15 protein-coding genes are annotated in these 18,541 nt (G+C 69.9%); 7 read left to right on the forward strand and 8 right to left on the reverse strand.

Annotated features, from left to right (window positions below):
* The 4 genes from AC3A6J_RS18820 to AC3A6J_RS18835 all read left to right on the forward strand — a co-directional run bounded on the left by AC3A6J_RS18820 (nucleotide 1) and on the right by AC3A6J_RS18835 (nucleotide 5,216).
* Nucleotides 1–789 (forward strand): class II aldolase/adducin family protein, encoded by a 789-nt coding sequence (locus tag AC3A6J_RS18820; RefSeq protein ID WP_487861500.1) that lies wholly within the window; start codon nucleotides 1–3, stop codon nucleotides 787–789.
* A 54-nt stretch (nucleotides 790–843) separates the two neighbouring features.
* A complete protein-coding gene (locus AC3A6J_RS18825; protein WP_487861501.1) occupies nucleotides 844–1,851 on the forward strand; it encodes a Bug family tripartite tricarboxylate transporter substrate binding protein in 1,008 nt (335 codons plus the stop codon).
* A gap of 20 nt (nucleotides 1,852–1,871) precedes the next feature.
* A complete protein-coding gene (locus AC3A6J_RS18830) occupies nucleotides 1,872–2,828 on the forward strand; it encodes a D-2-hydroxyacid dehydrogenase (RefSeq protein ID WP_487861656.1) in 957 nt (318 codons plus the stop codon).
* A 126-nt stretch (nucleotides 2,829–2,954) separates the two neighbouring features.
* Complete coding sequence (locus AC3A6J_RS18835; protein ID WP_487861502.1) at nucleotides 2,955–5,216, forward strand: glycoside hydrolase family 3 N-terminal domain-containing protein; 2,262 nt, start codon at nucleotides 2,955–2,957, stop codon at nucleotides 5,214–5,216.
* Nucleotides 5,217–5,228: 12 nt separating this feature from the next.
* On the opposite strand, the gene AC3A6J_RS18840 is transcribed toward AC3A6J_RS18835, so the two are convergent.
* The 6 genes from AC3A6J_RS18840 to AC3A6J_RS18865 form a co-directional block, all read right to left on the reverse strand.
* Nucleotides 5,229–6,944: a YadA family autotransporter adhesin gene (locus tag AC3A6J_RS18840; protein WP_487861503.1), complete on the reverse strand. Its 1,716-nt coding sequence runs from the start codon at nucleotides 6,942–6,944 to the stop codon at nucleotides 5,229–5,231.
* A gap of 4 nt (nucleotides 6,945–6,948) precedes the next feature.
* Nucleotides 6,949–9,198: a phosphocholine-specific phospholipase C gene (locus AC3A6J_RS18845; RefSeq protein ID WP_487861504.1), complete on the reverse strand. Its 2,250-nt coding sequence runs from the start codon at nucleotides 9,196–9,198 to the stop codon at nucleotides 6,949–6,951.
* A 44-nt stretch (nucleotides 9,199–9,242) separates the two neighbouring features.
* Complete coding sequence (locus AC3A6J_RS18850) at nucleotides 9,243–9,440, reverse strand: hypothetical protein (protein WP_487861505.1); 198 nt, start codon at nucleotides 9,438–9,440, stop codon at nucleotides 9,243–9,245.
* A 140-nt stretch (nucleotides 9,441–9,580) separates the two neighbouring features.
* Complete coding sequence (phnE, locus tag AC3A6J_RS18855) at nucleotides 9,581–10,579, reverse strand: phosphonate ABC transporter, permease protein PhnE (RefSeq protein WP_487861506.1); 999 nt, start codon at nucleotides 10,577–10,579, stop codon at nucleotides 9,581–9,583.
* Nucleotides 10,576–11,376 carry a phosphonate ABC transporter ATP-binding protein gene (phnC, locus tag AC3A6J_RS18860; RefSeq protein WP_487861507.1) on the reverse strand — a complete coding sequence of 267 codons (801 nt, stop codon included), beginning with the start codon at nucleotides 11,374–11,376 and terminating at the stop codon, nucleotides 10,576–10,578. Before phnC ends, phnE begins: the two co-directional genes overlap by 4 nt.
* Nucleotides 11,377–11,387: 11 nt before the next feature.
* Nucleotides 11,388–12,329 (reverse strand): phosphate/phosphite/phosphonate ABC transporter substrate-binding protein, encoded by a 942-nt coding sequence (locus tag AC3A6J_RS18865; protein WP_487861508.1) that lies wholly within the window; start codon nucleotides 12,327–12,329, stop codon nucleotides 11,388–11,390.
* A gap of 186 nt (nucleotides 12,330–12,515) precedes the next feature.
* On the opposite strand from AC3A6J_RS18865, the gene AC3A6J_RS18870 reads away from it, so the two are divergent.
* Entirely contained in the window at nucleotides 12,516–13,400 is an 885-nt protein-coding gene (locus AC3A6J_RS18870) for an HAD-IIA family hydrolase (RefSeq protein WP_487861509.1), read from the forward strand.
* Here the strand turns inward: AC3A6J_RS18870 and AC3A6J_RS18875 are convergent.
* Together AC3A6J_RS18875 and prpR are read right to left on the reverse strand one after the other, a co-directional pair.
* On the reverse strand, nucleotides 13,337–14,269 hold the full coding sequence (locus tag AC3A6J_RS18875) for a MurR/RpiR family transcriptional regulator (RefSeq protein WP_487861510.1): 933 nt from the start codon (nucleotides 14,267–14,269) through the stop codon (nucleotides 13,337–13,339). The genes AC3A6J_RS18870 and AC3A6J_RS18875 overlap by 64 nt on opposite strands.
* 40 nt (nucleotides 14,270–14,309) lie before the next feature.
* The gene (gene prpR / locus AC3A6J_RS18880; protein ID WP_487861511.1) at nucleotides 14,310–16,250 is read right to left on the reverse strand and encodes a propionate catabolism operon regulatory protein PrpR; all 1,941 of its coding nucleotides are present in this window, start codon (nucleotides 16,248–16,250) and stop codon (nucleotides 14,310–14,312) included.
* 164 nt (nucleotides 16,251–16,414) lie between these two features.
* Between prpR and AC3A6J_RS18885 the strand changes: the two genes are divergently transcribed.
* Both AC3A6J_RS18885 and AC3A6J_RS18890 read left to right on the forward strand, forming a co-directional pair.
* A complete protein-coding gene (locus tag AC3A6J_RS18885) occupies nucleotides 16,415–17,611 on the forward strand; it encodes a CaiB/BaiF CoA transferase family protein (RefSeq protein ID WP_487861512.1) in 1,197 nt (398 codons plus the stop codon).
* 18 nt (nucleotides 17,612–17,629) lie between these two features.
* Nucleotides 17,630–18,541, forward strand: a complete 912-nt coding sequence (locus AC3A6J_RS18890; protein ID WP_487861513.1) for a hydroxymethylglutaryl-CoA lyase — start codon at nucleotides 17,630–17,632, stop codon at nucleotides 18,539–18,541.

The raw sequence follows: 18,541 nt of genomic DNA on the forward strand, positions 1-18,541 counted from the left end.
ATGAACGCTCCCGGCGTGCTCCAGATCCCTTCCATGAAAGGCCGCTGCTCCGAAGCCGAATGGCAGGCCCGCATCGACCTCGCGGCCTGCTACCGGCTGGTCGATCTCTACGGCATGTCCGACATGATGGCCAACCACATCTCGTCGCACGTGCCCGGCGAGCCGGGCGCCTTCCTCATCAATCCGTACGGGATGATGTACGAGGAGATCACCGCCTCGAGCCTCATCAAGGTCGATGCGAACGGCGAGATCCTCGCCAAGCCCGACTTCGGCGCGCTCGACTACGGCATCAACAAGGCCGGCTACGTGATCCACAGCGCAGTGCACGCCGCGCGGCCCGAGGTGGCCTGCGTGATCCACACGCACAGCTGGGCCTCGATGGCCGTGTCCTCGCTCGAATGCGGCCTCTTGCCACTCACGCAGACAGCGATGCGCTTCCTGAAGATCGGCTACCACGACTACCAGGGCGTGGTGCTCGACAAGGCGGAGCAGGCGTCGCTGCTCGCCGACCTCGGCGACCGCGAGGCCGTGATCTTCCGCAACCACGGCGCGCTCGTGGTGGGCCGCAGCGTCGGCGAAGCCTTCAACTGGATGCACCGGCTCGAGCTGGCCTGCCGAGCGCAGATCGGCGCGATGTCGTGCAACACGCCGCTGCGGTCGGTGCCGCAGCACGTGCTCGAAGAAACCTGGAACAACTACCAGCCCGGCACGCGACGGCCCTACGGCCTCATGGAATGGCCCGCGCTGCTGCGCAAGCTCGACCGCATGGACCCGGGCTTTCGCGACTGAACACAAGACGCACCCCAAACGCAACCACACGAAAACACAACGGAGACAAAGACAATGACCGCACTCACCCCCGCCCTCCCGCGCCGCCGCCGCGCAGCCACTGCCGGCCTGGCCGCGCTGCTGCTGGCCGCCGGCCTTTACGCCCCACGCCCTGCCGCCGCGCAGGCAAGCGACTACCCGAACAAGCCCGTGCGCGTGGTCGTGGCCTTCACCGCCGGTGGCACCACCGACATCCTCGCGCGCGCCGTGGCGCAGAAGCTGAGCGAGAAGCTCAAGCAGCCTTTCGTCATCGACAACAAACCCGGCGGGGGCGGCAACATCGGCACCGAGTTCGTGGTGCGTGCACCGGCCGACGGCTACACGCTCATCGTCAATTCGGTCGGCCCGATGGCGGTGAACCAGACGCTCTACAAGAACATGCCCTACGACCCGCTCACCGACCTCGTGCCCGTGGTGCAGATCGCCGACGTGCCGAACGTGCTCGTGGTCCATCCCGACGTTCCCGCGAAGACGCTCGAGGAATTCCTTGCCTACGCCAAGGCCAACCCGGGCAAGCTCAACTACGGCTCGACGGGCATCGGCACCTCGTCGCACCTGTCGAGCTTCATGCTCAGCAAGCGCGCGGGCGCCGAGACGCTGCACGTGCCCTACAAGGGCGCGACCGCGCTCAACGACCTGCTCGGCGGGCGCGTGCAGTTCATGTTCGCGACCATCCCCTCGGTGATCTCGCACATCAAGGCCGGTAAGCTGCGCGCGCTCGCGGTCAGCAGCCCGAAGCGCTCGCGCTCGCTGCCCGACGTGCCCACGGTGGCCGAGAAGGGCTTTCCCGACTTCTCGGCCGGTTCGTGGTTCGGCTTCTTCGCGCCAAAGGGCACGCCGCAGGCGGTGGTTGCGCTGCTCAACAAGTCGGTCAACGAGGTGCTGCCGCCGCTCGAGGCGCAGATGATCCGCGAAGGCGCCGACCCGATCGGCGGATCGCCCGAGCAGTTCGGCAAGTTCACGCGCAGCGAGTACGAGAAGTGGAAGACGATCGTGCGCGAGTCGGGCGCCGTGGCCGAGTGACGCCGCCGCTGCGCATCCTGATGTCGCCCGGCGGTGCGGCGCAGACCGCCGCCGGGCTCGCGGCCGCGCTCGCCGGGCGGCCGCACGCGATCGTCGTCCCGGGCGAGGACGCCGACGTGGCTTTCGTCTCGCGTGACGTCACCGGCTTGTCGACCAAGCACCGGCTGCAGCCGCACACACAGGTCTTCCACGATGCACTGCGCAATGCACTGTCGCTGCGCTGGGTGCATGCGCATTCCGCCGGCGCCGACCGGCCGGTGTACGGCGAGCTGCGCGCGCGCGGTGTCGAGGTGACGACTTCGTCGGGCGCCAATGCGGGCGTGGTGGTGCAAAGCGCGCTGGCCGGCCTCCTGATGCTCGCGCGGCGCTTTCCGCAGCTGATGGAAGCGCAGCGCCAGCATGCGTGGGCCCCGCTCGTGGCCGGCGACGCGCTGCCGCGCGACTTGGCGGGCCAGACCGCGGTGCTGGTCGGCTGGGGCCCCATCGGCCGCGGCCTGGGCACGCTGCTCGCCGCGTTGGGCCTGCGCGTGGTAGCGGTGCGCGGCAGCGACGTGGCCGCAGGCGCGCCCGCCGAGCAAAGCGTGCGCTACGAGCAACTGCATGCCGTGCTGCCCCGTGCCGACTGGCTGGTGCTGGCCTGCCCGCTGAGCGAGCGCACGCGCGGGCTCGTCGATGCACGGGCGCTCGCGCTGCTGCCGCGCGGCGCCTGCGTGGTGAACGTGGCGCGCGGCGAGGTGGTCGACGAGCCCGCGCTGATCGAGGCACTCGCGAGCGGCGCGCTGGGCGGCGCCTTCCTGGACGTGTTCGCCGAAGAGCCGCTGCCGCCCGCGTCGCCGCTGTGGGCACTGCCCAACGTGATCGTCACGCCGCACACGGCGGGCCATTCGGACGGCAACGAGGCGCGCGTGGCGGCGATGTTCCTCGACAACCTGGGGCGCTGGGTCGAGGGACGGGGGCTGGTGAACCGGGTGGATTGAGACGCAGCGCCACTTCGCGCACGCTGCCTGCCCCCACCCCAACCCTTCCCCGGAGGGGGAGGGAGAAACACTTCGTAGCGTCCGGCGGTTCGGGTCCTGCTTTGCAATCGTTTAAAAATGGGGGCAATGCGCATCTGCCTCCACGCCCTCCTCCTCTCCTCCTCCCTTCTTCTCACCGCTTGCACCACGGGCGCGCCGCCGCCGCCCGAGGCCCAGGCCGATGCGCGCACCGAAGCGCTGATCGCGCGCATGACGGTGGAGGAAAAGGTCGGCCAGCTGAGCCTCTACGGCCCGGCCGACACCAACATCCCGGGCAACCCGGCCGCGAACCAGCGCAATGGGCAGCGCGAGATCGACGACGTGCGCGCGGGCCGCGTCACGGGGCTGTTCAACAACGAAGGGCTCGCGCGCAAGCTGCGGCTGCAGCAGGCGGCCGTACGCGAGTCGCGGCTCGGCATTCCGCTCCTGTACGGCGCCGACGTGATCCACGGCTTTCGCACCATCTTCCCGATGCCGCTGGCCGAGACCGCCAGCTGGGAGCCCGATCTGGCCGAGCGCACGGCGCGCGCGGCGGCGGTCGAGGCCAGCGCCGACGGCTTCCGCTGGACCTTTGCACCGATGCTCGACATCGCGCGCGATGCGCGCTGGGGCCGCGGCATCGAAGGCATCGGCGAAGACCCGTACCTTGGCAGCCTGTTCGCGGCCGCGCGCGTGCGCGGCTTTCAGGGACCCGACCTCTCGCGCGGCGACGCGCTGCTGGCCACGCCCAAGCACTTCGCGGCCTATGGCGCGGCCGAGGGCGGGCTCGACTACAACACCACCGACATCTCCGAGCGCACGCTGCGCGAGGTCTACCTGCCGCCGTTCAAGGCCGCGGTGGATGCCGGGGCGCTGTCGATGATGAGCGCCTTCAACGAGATCTCGGGCATTCCGTCGATTGCCAACCCCGCCCTTCTCACCGGCGTGCTGCACCGCGAATGGCAGTTCCAGGGCTTCGTGGTGTCGGACTACACGGCCGACGAGGAACTGATCGCGCACGGCTACGCCGCCAACGGCCGCGAGGCCGCGAAGCAGGCCTTTCTCGCCGGCACCGACGTCAGCATGCAGAGCGGCCTGTACATGCGCGAACTGCCGGGCCTCGTCGCCTCGGGCGAGGTGCCGATGGCGCGGCTCGACGATGCGGTGCGGCGCGTGCTGCGCGTCAAGCAGAAGCTCGGCCTGTTCGAGCATCCGTTCCGCGGGCTCGAAGGCCCGCCCGCCGCCGAGCGCCCGTCGGATCCGGCCACGCTAGCACTCGCGCGCGAGAGTGCGCGCCGCTCGGTGGTGCTGCTCAAGAACGAAGGCGAGCTGCTGCCGCTGCAGAAGGCTGGCCAGAAGATCGCGCTGGTCGGGCCCTTTGCCTCGGGCACGCAGGACCTGCTCGGCGCCTGGAGCCTGTTCCCGGGCCAGGCGGCGCCCGTGGGCATCGACGACGGCCTGCGGGCCGCGCTCGGCGATCCGGCCTCGCTCACGGTGGTGCGCGGCTCGAACGTCGACACCGCGCTCGCGGGCGGCATCGAAGCCGCGGTTGCCGCCGCGCGCGCCGCCGACGTGGTGGTGCTGGCCGTGGGCGAGAGCGAGCGCATGTCGGGCGAGTCGCGCTCGCGCACCGACATCGGCCTGCCGCAGGCGCAGCAGGACCTGGCCGAGGCCGTGGCCGCCGCCGGCAAGCCGGTGGTCGTGCTGCTGAGCAACGGCCGCGCGATGGCGCTCAGGGGCGCGGTACGCAATGCGCGCGCGATCCTGGTGACGTGGTTCCTCGGCGTGCAGACCGGCCATGCGATCGCCGACGTGGTGTTCGGCGACTTCAACCCCTCGGGCCGGCTGCCCGTGAGCTTTCCGCAGACCGCCGGGCAGGTGCCGTTCTACTACGCCCACAAGCGCACCGGCCGGCCGCCGCCCGACAACGATGCGCAGATGGCCTTTCGCACGCGCTACCTCGACACCACCAACCGGGCGCTCTTTCCCTTCGGCTGGGGCATGGGCTATGCGCCGGTGCGCTACGACGGCGTGGCGCTCGGCAGCGAGCGCCTGGCGCCCGGCGGCGCGCTCGACGTGCGGGCCACGGTCACCAACACCGGCCGGCGCGAGACCGAGGAAGTGGTGCAGCTCTACATCGCCAAGCGCGCGGCCAGCGTGACGCGCCCGGTGCGCGAGCTCAAGGCCTTCCGCAAGGTGCGTCTCGCGGCGGGTGAGTCGAAGGCGGTCGAGTTCAGGCTCGCGGCCGCCGACCTGGCCTTCATGGGTCGCGACATGAAGCCGGTGGTCGAGCCCGGCGAGTTCGACCTGTGGGTCGCGCCTTCGGCCGCGGGCGGCATCCGCAAGCGCTTCGTGCTCGCGGGCAAATGATCCGGCACCGCCTCAGTCGAAGACGCCGGTGAACGCCACCCGGCTCACCACGCCCGAACTGGTCGCGCCCACGCCGAGCGTGACGCTGTAGCGCCCGTCCTGCGAGGTGCGGCGCAGCGATCCGCCCATGGCGCTCTCGCTGCGGAAGTTGCCGAGCCCCACCGCGTAGCTGATCTTGCCGGGCACGATCGGCGCAGCTTCCATCGCCGCGACGCCCGCGATGCCTGCATAGGCACGCCGCGCGTTGTCGTCGATCCGGTTCTGCAGCCATGCGGCCGTGAGGTCGGTGTAGGCCTTGCCGAAAGGCAGGCCCTGCGCGGCGACGGTGTCGGTGTAGGTGTTGGCCGAGGCCACGCCGTCCTGCACCATGCCCTGCACCTGCCCCACGTTGGTTGCGTCGGTCGGTTCGCTGCCGGGCGCCACGCCGGTGAGCTGGCGGTTGCCGAGCGCCACTTCGCCCGCCGACGACTGCGGCGCCGCCAGGCCGGCGGCCACGTAGTTCGACTGCGCGCCGCGGGTGGTCGCGCTGCCCGCGCCCAGTGCCACGCTGCCGGCGTGCGAAGCCGTTGCGTTGCTGCCGATGGCCATGGCGTCGTCGGCGCTCGCGCGCGCGGCGGTACCCAGCGAGATCGCCTGGCTCGCGTTGACGTACACGCCGGCATCGGTGCCGATCGCGATGTTGCCGCTGCCCACGACGCTCTGGCCCGCGCCGCTGCCTTGCGCGATGTTGTGGTTGCCGACCACGCCCTGCCCCGCCGCGTCGCCGACCGCTACGTTGCGGTGGCCCTCGACGCCACCGCCCGCAGCCTGCCCGATGCCGACGTTGTAGTTGCCCGCAACCTGCGCACCGGCCATCTGCCCCGACGCCTGGTTGCCCGTGCCGCTCACGCCGGCGCCCGCACCCTGGCCCGTGGCGATGTTGTTGCTGCCGTTCACGCCGCGCCCCGCATCGGCGCCGTAGGCCTGGTTGCCGTTGCCGACCACGTTGCGCCCCGCGTTGCTGCCGTAGGCCTCGTTGCCGCTGCCGGTCACGTCGGTGCCGGCCCAGAAGCCGGTCGCGTTGTTGTAGTCGCCGGTCACGTTCTGGCCCGCACTGCGGCCCATCGACTGGTTCCACCCGCCAACCACGTTGGTGCCCGCGTAGTAGCCGATCGCCTGGTTGGCGTTCTTGCCCGACACGTTGGAGCCCGCGCCCTCGCCAATCGCCAGGTTCCAGTTGGTGCCCACGTTGTTGCCCGCGCCCTGGCCGAAGGCCTGGTTGTTGCTGCCGGTGACGGTGCGGCCCGCATTGGTGCCGTAGGCGCTGTTGTGCGACCCGGTCACGTTGGTGCCGGCCCAGAAGCCCGTGGCGTTGTTGTAGTTGCCGGTCACGTTCTGGCCCGCGCTGCGGCCGATGGACTGGTTCCATCCGCCCACCACGTTCTGGCCCGCATTGAAGCCGATGGCCGTGTTGGCGTTGCCGCCGCTCACGTTGGTGCCGGCGGCCTCGCCGATGCCCAGGTTCCACTGGGTCGAGACATTGTTGCCGGCATTGCCGCCGATGGCCTGGTTGTTGCTGCCGGTGACGCCGGTGGTGCCGGCGTTCTCGCCGATGCCGAGGTTCTTCTTGGCCGGATCCCAGGCGACCGGCTGGGCCGACGCCATGCTGCAGGCCGCACCGAGCGCGACGGCCAGACCGAACACGGCCGCGGCACGCGCGTGGCGATGAAAGTGAATGGGGTGCGTCATCTGTTTACCCCTCCAGGTGCATCGCCATGGCGGGATCGCTCACGCCGGGCTTGCCCGTTTCGACGCGGCCCGCGAAGCGGCGCTCGAAGTGTTCGGCGGTCACCGTGAAGTCGTACCAGTGGCCGCTGCCGTCGAGGTTCCAGTGCAGCACGCCGGTCTGGCCCGCGGCCACGTCGAGCGTCCAGGGGCCGTCAGTGCGGTAGGCGTTGGCCGTCACCGTCACGGTGCCACCCGCCTTGCCGGTGTTGTGCACCTTCACGTAGACCTGGCCGTTCGCGGGCTCGTAGCAGACCTGCACCTCGGGCTTGAAGGCCGCGGTGTCGGTGGCGAGCGCATCGCCCGAGAAGCTGCGCACGAAGCCGTTGCTGCTGCAGACCCAGAGGTCGTACTTGCCGCTGTCGCTGGCGCCGGTGTTCCAGTGGTCGGCCAGCTGCTTGCCGGCCTCGACCGTGTAGCGGCGCGGAATGCGGTCCAGGTGCAGCTTGTCGTAGACGTGGAACACCGCGCCCTGCGTGCCGGTGTTGGCGAACACCAGCGACACCAGGCCGCGCGGCTCGATGCGCGCGCTGGTGTGCAGCTCGTACGGCAGCGCGCGCGAGAAGCGGGTGCCGGTCTCCTGGTAGAGCGGCTGCGGGGTGGCGGGCGCGGTCCGTACGGGCGCCGTCGGCAACAGTCGCTGCGCCGCGTTGACAGCCGGAAAGTTGCTGGTGTCGGGCAGCGCGGGCATGACCGGATCGTTAGGGCTCACGAAGTCGAAGCACGAAGTCAGGTCGCCGCAGACGGCGCGGTGCCACGGGCTGATCGCGTCCACCGTGATGCCGAAGCGCTTCTCCAGGAAGCGGCCGACCGAAGTGTGGTCGAACACCTCCGAATTGACCCAGCCGCCCTTGCTCCACGGCGAGATCACGTACATCGGCACGCGCGAGCTCAGGCCCCAGGGGCGGATCTTGCCGCTGGTGGTGTCTGCGGCGCTCAGGTAGCTGCCCACCGAGGCGTCGAAGTACTCGCCGTCGAGCGGCACGGTCGACTTGCCCATCAGGTTGCCGCTGGCGTCGTACGACGGCACTGCGGGCATGGCCAGGTGGTCGAAGAAGCCGTCGTTCTCGTCGAAGGTCACGAACAGCGCCGTCTTGCTCCAGACCGCCGGGTTGGAGGTGAGCGCGGCCAGCACGTCGGCGATGAAGTCGGCGGCACCCGCCACGCCTTCGCTGCTGCCCGGATGCTCGGCCAGCGCCTGCGTCGGCAGCACCCACGAGACCTGCGGCAGCGTGTCGTTCATCACGTCCTGCTTGAGTTGGGCGAGGAAGTTGGTCGCGCCGTCCGCCGTATTGGGGCCGCCCGTCAGGCCATGCTCATAGATCGGCGAACCCGGCTGCGCGGTGCGGAAGCTTTCGAAGGCCAGGCCGCCGTGCATGGCGCCGGTCCAGTTGTTGTTCATGTTCTGGTAGATGTGCCAGCTGATGCCCGCGCGCTGCAGCAGGTCGGGCAGCGTGTCCCACTTGAACGCGCTGTTGACGTACTTGTAGTTGTGCACACCGGTGGCCGGATCGATCTGGCCCGAGCCGTCGGCCTGCTGCGCACGGCCCGCGACCCAGTTGGCAGGCTTCGGCCAGCAGCGCGAGTTGACAGGTTCGGAGTCGGTGTCGGTGCAATTGATGCCCTTCTTGCGCAGCTCGGGGTTGAAGTTCGAGCCCGACATGAACACGATGCGGTTCGGGTCGGTGCCCGTGAGGATCGAGCAGTGGTAGCCGTCGCAGATCGTGAAGGCATCGGCCAGCGCGAACTGGAACGGAATGTCTTCGCGCACGAAGTAGCCCATCGTCGCCTGGTTCTTGAACTGGATCCAGGTGTCCATCTTTCCCTGGTTCCACGCGGCCTGCTGGTCGGGAAAGTTGTGCGGCGTGCCCGAGCCGATCAGCGCGTTGGCGATGCGCGAGTCGCGGCGGAACGGCTGGATCTCCGGGCCGCCCGCGGGGTCGGCCTGGAAGAACACCGGCTTGCCGTTGGCCAGCGGGATCGGAAAGCGGTCGCCGAAGCCGCGCACACCGCGCAGCGTGCCGAAGTAGTGGTCGAAGCTGCGGTTCTCCTGCATCAGGATCACGATGTGCTTGACGTCGTTGATGGTGCCGGTCTCGACGGCGGCCTCGATCGCGAGCGCCTTGCGGATGGCCGGCGGCAGCATCGTCATGGCCGAGGCGGCGCCGATGGCGGTTGCCGACTTGCGGAAGAAATCGCGGCGGTTGGAGGTGTTCATGGGTGTTCTTTCAACGCAGGGAAGTTGCAAGGCAAGCGTGGCGCTCAGGGCGCGCACTTGAGAACGGGCGCGGCCGGCGTCTCGGGCGGGTTCGGCTGGTCGGTGGGCGGTGGCGTCTGCCCGGGCGGCAGGAACGGCAGTCCACCGCCGCCGCCGCCACCACCACCGCCGCAGGCGGCAAGGCTCAGGCACAGGAGAAAGCCCGCCGCAGCGAGGCCATACCGGGAGGAACGTGGGGTCATGAAGCTGTCCTTTTCTGTGGTCGAAGGGGCGTGAAAAGCAAATGCAGGGCGAAGCCGGGCCGCGCAGGCCTTGAAGGGCCTGCGCCGCGGCGGAGAAAAGCAAAGGGAGTCGGGTGGCCCGGGCGGGCGTTCGTCAGGGCTCAGGCATAGCGGCTGCGCAGCCTGGCTGCGACCCTGTCGAGCAAGAGCACCGTCAGGAAGATCGCGATCAGGATCGTTCCGACGTGCGCGTAGTTGTACATGTCGTAGCGGCCCTTGAGCTCCTGGCCGATGCCGCCCGCGCCCACCAGGCCCACCACGGTGGCCATGCGCACATTGCGGTCGAGGATGTACAGCGTGTAGGCGATGAACTGCGGCATCACCTGCGGCAGCACCGCTAAGCGCATCACCTTGAGCTTGTTGGCGCCGATGGCGCGAAGGGCTTCCTGCGGCCTGTCGTCGGCGGTCTCGATGTCTTCGGCGTAGAACTTGCCGAGAAAGCCCGCCGAGTGCAGCGCAAGCGCCAGCACGCCGGCGATCGGGCCGAAGCCGTAGGCGATCACCAGGAACAGCGCGCTCACCAGTTCGGGCACCGCGCGGAACATGCCGACCACGCTGCGCGCGAGCGTGTACACAACGGCGTTCGGCGTGTAGTTCTTCGCGCTGCACCAGGCGAGCGGCGCGCTCAGCACCATGGCCAGCAGCGTGGCCCAGATGGCGATCTCGAAGGTCTCGAGCATCTTCACCGCCACATGCCAGAGGTAGCCGAAGGGCTCCACCAGCACCTCGCGCCGGTCGACCGCTTCTTCCATCTGCAGCGTCTGGGGATTGAGCTTCGGCTGGCGCGAGGTCTCGGTCTCGACGTGGGAGAACCAGGGCAGGCGATCCGCATCGAAGCCCTCGATGCGCGAGACCTCGGTGCGTTCGGACACCTGCGGCGGAAAGAGCGAGCGTGCGATGGTGCCTAGGCCCGACAGCACCTGCGACTGGTCGCGCAAGCCCACGGCCGCGAGCACGGCTTCGCCTGAGAGCGACAGCATGCGGCCCATCTCGACGCGCTGGCCCGCGAAGAAGCCCGCCACCACCACGATGAGCAGCACGGCAAGGCTGCGGGCGCCGAACGGGCGCGGAAGTTCCCAGGCCGATGCGGGCCGACTCATGGCGCGAGCTCCAACGCACCGGTATGCAGCGGCGGTCGAGCTTCGGGTGCCGCCCGCAACGGCGCCGGCTCGCGCCCGTAGACCGCATCGAACACCATCGGGTCGAATCCCGCGGGCGCGCCGTCGAACACCACCGCGCCGTGGCGCAGCGCGACGATGCGGTCGGCGAATTCGCAGGCCAGCTCGATCTGGTGCAGGCTGCACAGCACCGTGGTGCCGCGCTCGCGCGCCTGCTGCCGCAGCAGCGACAGCACGTCGTGGCTGGTCTGCGGGTCGAGGCTCGCGACCGGCTCGTCGGCCAGCACCAGCGGCGGGTCCAGCATGAAGGCGCGCGCGATGCCCACGCGCTGTTGCTGGCCGCCCGACAGTTCGCTCACGCGGCGCAGAAGATGCTGCTCCTGCAGGCCGACCGATTCGACCAGCGCGCAGGCCTTGGCACGTTGCGCCTCGGAGAAAAGGCCGAGCAGCGCGCGCCAGGTCGGCAGTGCGGGCAGCGCGCCCGACAGCACGTTCTCGGCGACGGTCGAACGCAGCACGAGGTTGAATTGCTGGTGGATCATGCCGATGCGCGGCCGGATGCGGGCCAGCGAAGCGGCGGCGATGGCAACGCCCTCGACCCGCACCGCGCCCTGCGTGGGCTTGACCAGCCCGTTGGCCATGCGCAGCAACGTGGACTTGCCCGCGCCCGAGGCGCCCAGCACCACGCAGAACTGCCCCGCAGGCACCTGCAGCGAGACGCCATCGACGGCGCGCGTGCCGTCGGCGTAGCGCATCGCGACCGAATCGAAACTCAGCATGGCGTGCGGGCTCAGCGCTGCGCGGCCTTGGCCAGGATGCGGCCCTTGAGCTCGTCGGTCAGCAGGCCGAGCTTCTCGGCTGCCACGTTGAACTCGTCTTCCGAGAACTTGGTGTCGTAGCCATCGATCTTGCTGCCGCCATAGCCGCGGATCATGTCGGGGGTGATGCCGGGCGCCTTGTTCACCGTCTGGAAGGCCTCTTTCAGCTTCGCCTTCAGCGGCTCGGGCAGCTTCGAGTTGAGCGCCAGCGGCGGGTACGGAATGGGCATGCTGCGGGCGATGACCTTCACCGTCTTCGGATCGACCACGCCCTGCTTCACGGCCTTCTCGTACGAGTCGAACGAGAGCGAGGCCACGTCGACCTGGTCCTGCACCAGCGCGGCCAGGCTGCTGGCATGGCTGCCGGTCATGCGGATGGCCCCGAGGTCCTTCGCCGGGTCCATGCCCGCGTCCAGCAGCATCGCGACCTGGAACGTGAAGCTCGAGGCCGAGTTGACGTCGCCGAAGGCCACGCGCTTGCCCTTCAGGTCCTGGACCGAGGCGATCGGCGCGGCGGCCTTGGCGAACATGCCTGCGTAGTACACCGAGGCGCCCTTCTCCACGCCCACGGCCAGCAGCTGTGCGCAGCCGCGCTTGTGGGCCTGCACGTACGACACGGGGCCGAAGAAGGCGATGTCGGCAAGCTGGTTGCACATGCCCTCGACCACCGCGCCGTACGACTGCCCGACCTTCAGGTCGAAGTTCAGGCCGGTGGTGCGCGTGATGGCGTTGAACACCGGCGCATAGTCGGCCTTGGTGCCCGACTCCGTGCCGCCATCGGCGGGGATCAGCAGCACGCGAAGCGGACGCTCGCGCGAGCCGTCGGCCACCGTTTGTGCGTGCGACGGGAGCGACAAGAGCGCTGCGGACAGCGAGAGTGCGGCGGCAGCGGCGAAGGCCAGGCGCTTTTTCATGATTGGTTTCCTCGGGTTCGGATCTGTGGGCAAAAGCGGGCTTTCCCGCTTGGATGCCGTTGAGCTTAAAAACCGAAGATGACAGGCAAATGAAAATAGCTCATTTTAAATTGGCATATTGACTGAGCAATGTTCAATACAATCCGGCGCCATGGCCGCGCCACCCGGCGGCATCACCGGAGATCCATGAGCATCCAACCCCCGACGACAGCGCATCGCAGCAGCGAAAACGACAACGACCACGGCAGCAACGCCCCGCCGGACGGCTGGCTCGCGCAGGCCCGCCACCTGCTGGTCGACCTCGACGGCACGCTGGTGCGGCAGAACGAAGCGATCGCGGGCGCGGCCGAGCTGCTCGCACATTTCCACGACCGCTACGCCATCGTCTCGAACAATTCCACCCACACGGCCCAGGGCCTTGCCGAGCGGCTGCGCCGGCTGGGGCTGCGCGTGCCGGCCGCGCGCATCGTGCTGGCCGGCGAACTTGCGGTGCGGCAGATGGTGCAGCAGCACCCCGGCGCGCGCGTGCTGCTGGTCGCGAGCCCGGCGCTCCAGCGCTTCGCACAGGCCGAGGGCTGCACGCTGGTGCGCACCGACGCCGACTTCGTACTGCTCGCGCTCGACATGCACTTCAGCCATGCAAGGCTCGCCACCGTCGCCAACGAACTGCTGCGCGGCGCGAGGCTGGTCGCGACCAATGCCGATGCCACGCACCCCGGTCCGCAGGGGCGCGTGGTGCCCGAGACCGGCGCGCTGCTCGCGGCCGTGGTCGCGGCCAGCGGCGTGCAGCCCTGGCGCGTGATCGGCAAGCCCGCGCCGCTGCTGTTCGAGGAAGGCCTGCGCCGCCTCGGTGCGGAGCCGCAGCGCACCGTGGTCGTCGGTGACAACCCGCTGACCGATGCCGCGGGCGCCGAACGGCTCGGCATGCGCTGCCTGCTGGTGGGCCATGCGCCCGGGGCGGTGGCGGCCAATGTGGCGGGTTTGCTGGCGTCCGAAGCCGGCGCGCCTCAGTACCGCTTGAGCGAGAGCACGTCGAAGGTCTGGCGCAGCGTGCGCACCGAGGTGTCGTAGTCCGAGAGCGCAAGGCAGGCGATCAGCACGTCGATGATCGCCAGCTGCGCAAGCCGGCTGGTCATGGCCTCGGTGCGAAAGCTGGTCTCGCGCGCCATGGTGAAGAGCAGTACGTCGGCAAAGGCCTGGATCGGCGACTTGCCGAAGTTGGTTATGCACACGGTGCCGGCGCCCGCCTCCTTCGCGAGCCGCGTGGCCGTGACCGTCTCGTGCGTGCTGCCCGAATGCGAGATGGTCAGCACCGCCACCTTGGGTCCGGTGAGCGAGGCGCTGATGGCCTGCACGTGCGAATCGACCACCACCTTCGCGTTGAGCCCGATGCGCAGCATGCGGTAGTGCGCATCCTCCGCGATGGTGGCCGAACTGCCGATGCCGTAGATCTCGATGCGCTCAGCCTCGCGCATCAGCCTGACGGCGCGCTCCATCGCCCGGGCGTCGAGCGTGGCCTCCGTGTCGTGCAGCGTCTGCACGTTGCTCTGGAAGATCTTGCGGATCACCGCATCGGCCTTGTCCTGCGGGTCGAGGTCTTCGTGGATGAACTGCACCGGCCGCACGATCTCCTGCGCGAGCGCGATCTTGATCTGCTGGAAGCCCGTGGCGCCGAGGTTCTTGCACAGGCCCACGATGCTGCCTTCGCTCGAGCCGGTGCGCTCGGCCACCTCGCTCACCGACATGTGGACGACCTCGCGGGGGTTCTTCACGATGAAGTCGGCGATGCGCTGGCCCACCGGGCCGAGCGAGGACCACAGCGTCTCGATGCGCGCGAGCACCGCCGAGACGGGCACATCGGACACCGCGGGCGGCGGCGGCGCGGGCGCCTTGGTGCCGGAGGATCGGGGCGTGCTGTGGCTGCTGCTGTTGCGCTTCATGGGGCGCGAGCTTAACTGGGCCTCGTGGCGCGGGTGCGTCCTACGCGCTGCCTTCGCGCAGCCAGCGCCACAGCGTGGAGCGGCTCACGCCGAGTTCGCGTGCGGCATTGCGCCGATGGCCGCCGTGCGCGGCCATCACCTCGGCAAGCCGTGCCCGTGGCGAGACGTCCGCGGCCCCGGCTGCTGCCGCGGGCAGCGGGTCGGCCGCGAAGATCTCGGGGCATTCTTGCGGCAGCTCGTCCCAGCGCACCACCTCGAGGCGCTCGAACTGCGAGAGGAAGACCGCGAGGCGCTCGCAGAGGTTCTCCAGCTCGCGCACGTTGCCGGGCCAGGGGTGGGCTTCGAGCCGCGCCCGCAGCGGCGCGAGCGCGCGCCGCGCATCGAAGGCCACGCCTAGGCGCCGCAGGCAGCCGCCGAGCAGCGCTTCGGCCAGCAGCGACACGTCTTCGGGGCGTTCGCGCAGCGCCGGCAGCGCGAGCCGCAGCGTGTTTATGCGGTAGTACAGGTCTTGCCGGAAGCTGCGGTCGCGGATCATCTGGTCCAGCGGCTGGTGGGTGGCGGCGATCACGCGCACGTCGACCGGAATCGGCGCGGTGGCGCCCAGGCGCGTGATCTCGCGCTCCTGCAGCACGCGCAGCAGCCGCGTCTGCAGGTGCAGCGGCATATCGCCGATCTCGTCGAGGAACAGCGTGCCCGTGTGCGCGGTCTCGAACAGCCCGCGCTTGCCGCCGCGGCGCGAGCCCGTGAAGGCGCCCTCCTCGTAGCCGAACAGCTCGCTCTCGAGCAACGCCTCGGGAAAGGCCGCGCAGTTGATCGCGACGAACGGCCGCCCCGCCCGCGCGCTGCCGTTGTGGATCGCCTGCGCGAACAGCTCCTTGCCGGCGCCGCTCTCGCCCGCGATCAGCACCGTGAGGTCGTTGCCCGCGAAGCGCTGCGCGGTCCGCACCGCGCGCAGGAACGCAGGGCTCTGCCCGATCAGGCTGTCGAAGCGGTGGCGCGCCGCGCTCTGGCGCCGGCCGTGCTGCATGCGCAGGCTGGTGTCGGCCTGCTGGATCGCGCGCGCGTCGTACGCCGTGAGCGCCGCACCGACGATCTCGCCATGTTCGCGGATCGGCGTGCGGTTGACGACCCAGTCGCGCTGCGCGAAGCGCTGCACCAGCGCGCGCTCCTCGAGGCCGGTTTCGAGCGTGGCCTGCAACGAGAGCTCGGGCTGCGCAGCGTCGAGCGAGCGGCCCAGGAGCCGCGCCGAACCGCGCCCGAGCAGCTGCTGCATCGGCGGGTTGGCCGCGATGATGCGGTTGTCGCGATCCACCGCGAGCACGGCTTCCTGCAGGTTGTGCAGCACGCCGTTCAGCTGCTCGTAGCGCCCGGCCTCGAGCCGCGCCACGCGCGCGAGCTCGAGCGCATCCTCAAAGCCGTTGCGGATGCTCGCGAGCGAATAGGCCAGCAGGCCGTGCAGCCCGGCCTGCTCGGCAAGCTCGACCACGAGGCTCGAACCCACGATCACGTCGAAGCCGGCGCGCCGCAACATCTCGAAGCGCTGGCGCGCATCGTCGGGGGTCTGGTAGGCGTACTGGCTGACCTCGATGTTCAGCAGGTCCTTCACCTCGTCGAGTTCGGGGATGGTCTGGCCGTACATCACCACGCCGACGCGGCTCGAGATGCGCCGCGCCTTGATGAGCGCCTGCATCAGGTCGAAGCCGCCGAGCTGAATCGTCGCGACCGGCGCCTCGAGCCCCGCGCGCAGGATGCTCGCATTCGAGCCGGCGCTCACGAAGGCATCGACGAGCCCGCGCTCGATGCGGTCGCGCGCGGTGGCGAGCGCATCGCCGAAGGTGCCGTCGACCACCTCGATGTCGGCCCGGCCGACGAACTCCGCCACCACGGGCAGCGCGAACTCGCGGATCTGCCGGTAGCTCATGAAGCACAGCCGCGGAAGGCCGCGGCGGGCGGTGGAAACGGAGGTCGTTGCATGTTCCATGGTCAGTCGCATTGCAACACACGACCGTCTCTTTCGTGTCTCGCGAAACTCAGGGAAATTACCCAATTCGCGAGCGCTTTTCGTTTTGAATCAATGACTTACGCACCCCCCGACCGTGCTGGCACGTTGCGTGCGACATCTGCTGCTTTCAGGAGACACACGACTTGGCACTCGAACACATCACCGTGCTCGACCTGACGCACATGCTCTCGGGTCCGTACGGCACCATGCTGCTGGCCGACCTGGGTGCGCGCACCATCAAGGTTGAGCCGCCGGGCAGCGGCGAAGGCACGCGCCGGCTGCTGGAGCACGACCCCGACTACGCGCGCGGCGGCATGGGCGCCTACTACCTCACGCTCAACCGCAACAAGCAGAGCGTCTGCATCGACCTCAAGAGCGCCGACGGCAAGGCGGTGTTCCTCGACCTGGTGCGCACCGCCGATGTGGTGTTCGACAACTTCAGCGTCGGCGTCACCGAACGGCTCGGCATCGACCATGCCGCGCTCGCGCGCATCAATCCGCGCATCGTGACCTGCTCGGTCACCGGTTTCGGCCAGACCGGCCCCGAGACGCAGCGCCCCGCGTTCGACCAGGTGGTGCAGGCGATGGGCGGCGGCATGTCGATCACCGGCACGCCCGAAAGCGGACCGACGCGCAGCGGCATCCCGATCGGCGACCTTGGCGGCGGCATGTTCGGCGCCATGGGCGTGCTCGCGGCGCTCGCCGAGCGCGAGCGCACCGGGCGCGGCCAGCATGTCGACATCTCGATGCTCGACGCGCAGATCTCGCTGCTCAACTACATGGCGACCATGCACCTGATGTCGGGCCACGTCCCGGCAGGCATCGGCAACGGCCACTTCGTGCATGTGCCCTACAACAGCTACCCGACCGCCGACGGCCACATCATCGTCGCGTGCATCGGCGATGCGTTCTTCGAGCGCTTCGTCGAGTTCATCGACCTGCCCGCGCTGCGCGACCCGGCCTACCGCCAGCAGCCAGTGCGCTTCGCGGCCAAGGCCGAGATCGACGCGCTGATCGCCGGCGAACTGAAGAAGCAGCCCACCGCCCACTGGCTCGAGCGCCTGCAGGCGGCGCGCATTCCGTGCGGGCCGGTCAACAACTTTGCGCAGGCGCTCGGCGATGCGCAGGTGGTGGCGCGCGACATGGTGGTCGAGGTCCTTCTGGCCAACGGCGAGCGCGTGCGCATGCCGGGCAACCCGATCAAGCTCTCGGCGGCCGCGCCGATGGCCTACGGCAGTCCGCCGCGGCTCGGCGAGCACACGCAGCAGGTGCTCGGCGCGCTGGCGGGCTACCCGGCCGAGAAGCTCGAAGCGCTGCGCCGCGCCGGCACGATCGCCTGACGGCACCGGAGACACACGATGGAACAGATCCACATCACCGACGTCGCGCCGCGCGACGGGCTGCAGAACCAGCCGGTGCACCTGGCCGCGGCCGACAAGCTCGAACTGGTGCGCCGGCTTGCCGCGGCCGGCGTGCAGAGCGTCGAGGCCACGAGCTTCGTCTCGCCCAAGGCCGTGCCGCAGATGGCCGACGCGGGCACGCTACTGCCGATGCTGCGCGACGCGCTGCCGACACTGCGCACCTCCGTGCTGGTGCCCAACCTCAAGGGCCTCGAGCGTGCGCATGCGGCCGGCGCGACCGAGATCGCGGTCGTGCTCTCGGCCACCGAGACGATGAACCGCAAGAACATCAACATGGGCCTGGGCCAGGCGACCGAGATCAGCGAGCAGACGCTCGCCGCCGCGCAGGCGCTCGGCCTGCGCACGCGCGCCTACGTGGCGGTGGCCTTCGATTGCCCGTTCGAGGGCGAGACGCCGCTCGCCGAACTGCTGCGCCTGGCTGCGCGCATGCACGCGGCCGGTGCCGGCGAGATCGTGATCGCCGACACCATCGGCTCGGCCTCGCCGGGCATGGTGAAGGCGCGCTTCGCCGCGCTGGCCGACACGCTGCCGATCGACCGCCTCGCGGTGCACCTGCACGACACGCGCGGCATGGCCGTGGCCAATGCCTGGGCCGCGCTCGAGGCCGGCGTGCGACGCTTCGATGCGAGCGTGGGCGGCATCGGCGGCTGCCCGTTCGCGCCCGGCGCGGCTGGCAACGTGGCGACCGAGGACCTGGTGCTGATGGCCGAACGCAGCGGCTTCGCCACCGGCATTGCGCCCGACGGCCTGCTCGATGCGATCGATTTCGCCGAGGCCCGTTTGCAGCGCCCGCTCGGTGGCCGTTCGATCGCCTGGCTGCGCCGGCAGCGCGACAAGGCGAATGCCTGA

This window comes from Variovorax sp. Soil_C_39, from assembly GCF_057656815.1.

Excerpts from the sequence above, each read along its gene's own strand:
- AC3A6J_RS18820 (WP_487861500.1), top strand. The coding sequence starts at position 1 with ATGAACGCTCCCGGCGTGCTCCAGATCCCTTCCATGAAAGGCCGCTGC.
- AC3A6J_RS18825 (WP_487861501.1), top strand. The coding sequence starts at position 844 with ATGACCGCACTCACCCCCGCCCTCCCGCGCCGCCGCCGCGCAGCCACT.
- AC3A6J_RS18830 (WP_487861656.1), top strand. The coding sequence starts at position 1,872 with ATGTCGCCCGGCGGTGCGGCGCAGACCGCCGCCGGGCTCGCGGCCGCG.
- AC3A6J_RS18835 (WP_487861502.1), top strand. The coding sequence starts at position 2,955 with ATGCGCATCTGCCTCCACGCCCTCCTCCTCTCCTCCTCCCTTCTTCTC.
- AC3A6J_RS18840 (WP_487861503.1), bottom strand. The coding sequence starts at position 6,944 with ATGACGCACCCCATTCACTTTCATCGCCACGCGCGTGCCGCGGCCGTG.
- AC3A6J_RS18845 (WP_487861504.1), bottom strand. The coding sequence starts at position 9,198 with ATGAACACCTCCAACCGCCGCGATTTCTTCCGCAAGTCGGCAACCGCC.
- AC3A6J_RS18850 (WP_487861505.1), bottom strand. The coding sequence starts at position 9,440 with ATGACCCCACGTTCCTCCCGGTATGGCCTCGCTGCGGCGGGCTTTCTC.
- phnE (WP_487861506.1), bottom strand. The coding sequence starts at position 10,579 with ATGAGTCGGCCCGCATCGGCCTGGGAACTTCCGCGCCCGTTCGGCGCC.
- phnC (WP_487861507.1), bottom strand. The coding sequence starts at position 11,376 with ATGCTGAGTTTCGATTCGGTCGCGATGCGCTACGCCGACGGCACGCGC.
- AC3A6J_RS18865 (WP_487861508.1), bottom strand. The coding sequence starts at position 12,329 with ATGAAAAAGCGCCTGGCCTTCGCCGCTGCCGCCGCACTCTCGCTGTCC.
- AC3A6J_RS18870 (WP_487861509.1), top strand. The coding sequence starts at position 12,516 with ATGAGCATCCAACCCCCGACGACAGCGCATCGCAGCAGCGAAAACGAC.
- AC3A6J_RS18875 (WP_487861510.1), bottom strand. The coding sequence starts at position 14,269 with ATGAAGCGCAACAGCAGCAGCCACAGCACGCCCCGATCCTCCGGCACC.
- prpR (WP_487861511.1), bottom strand. The coding sequence starts at position 16,250 with ATGGAACATGCAACGACCTCCGTTTCCACCGCCCGCCGCGGCCTTCCG.
- AC3A6J_RS18890 (WP_487861513.1), top strand. The coding sequence starts at position 17,630 with ATGGAACAGATCCACATCACCGACGTCGCGCCGCGCGACGGGCTGCAG.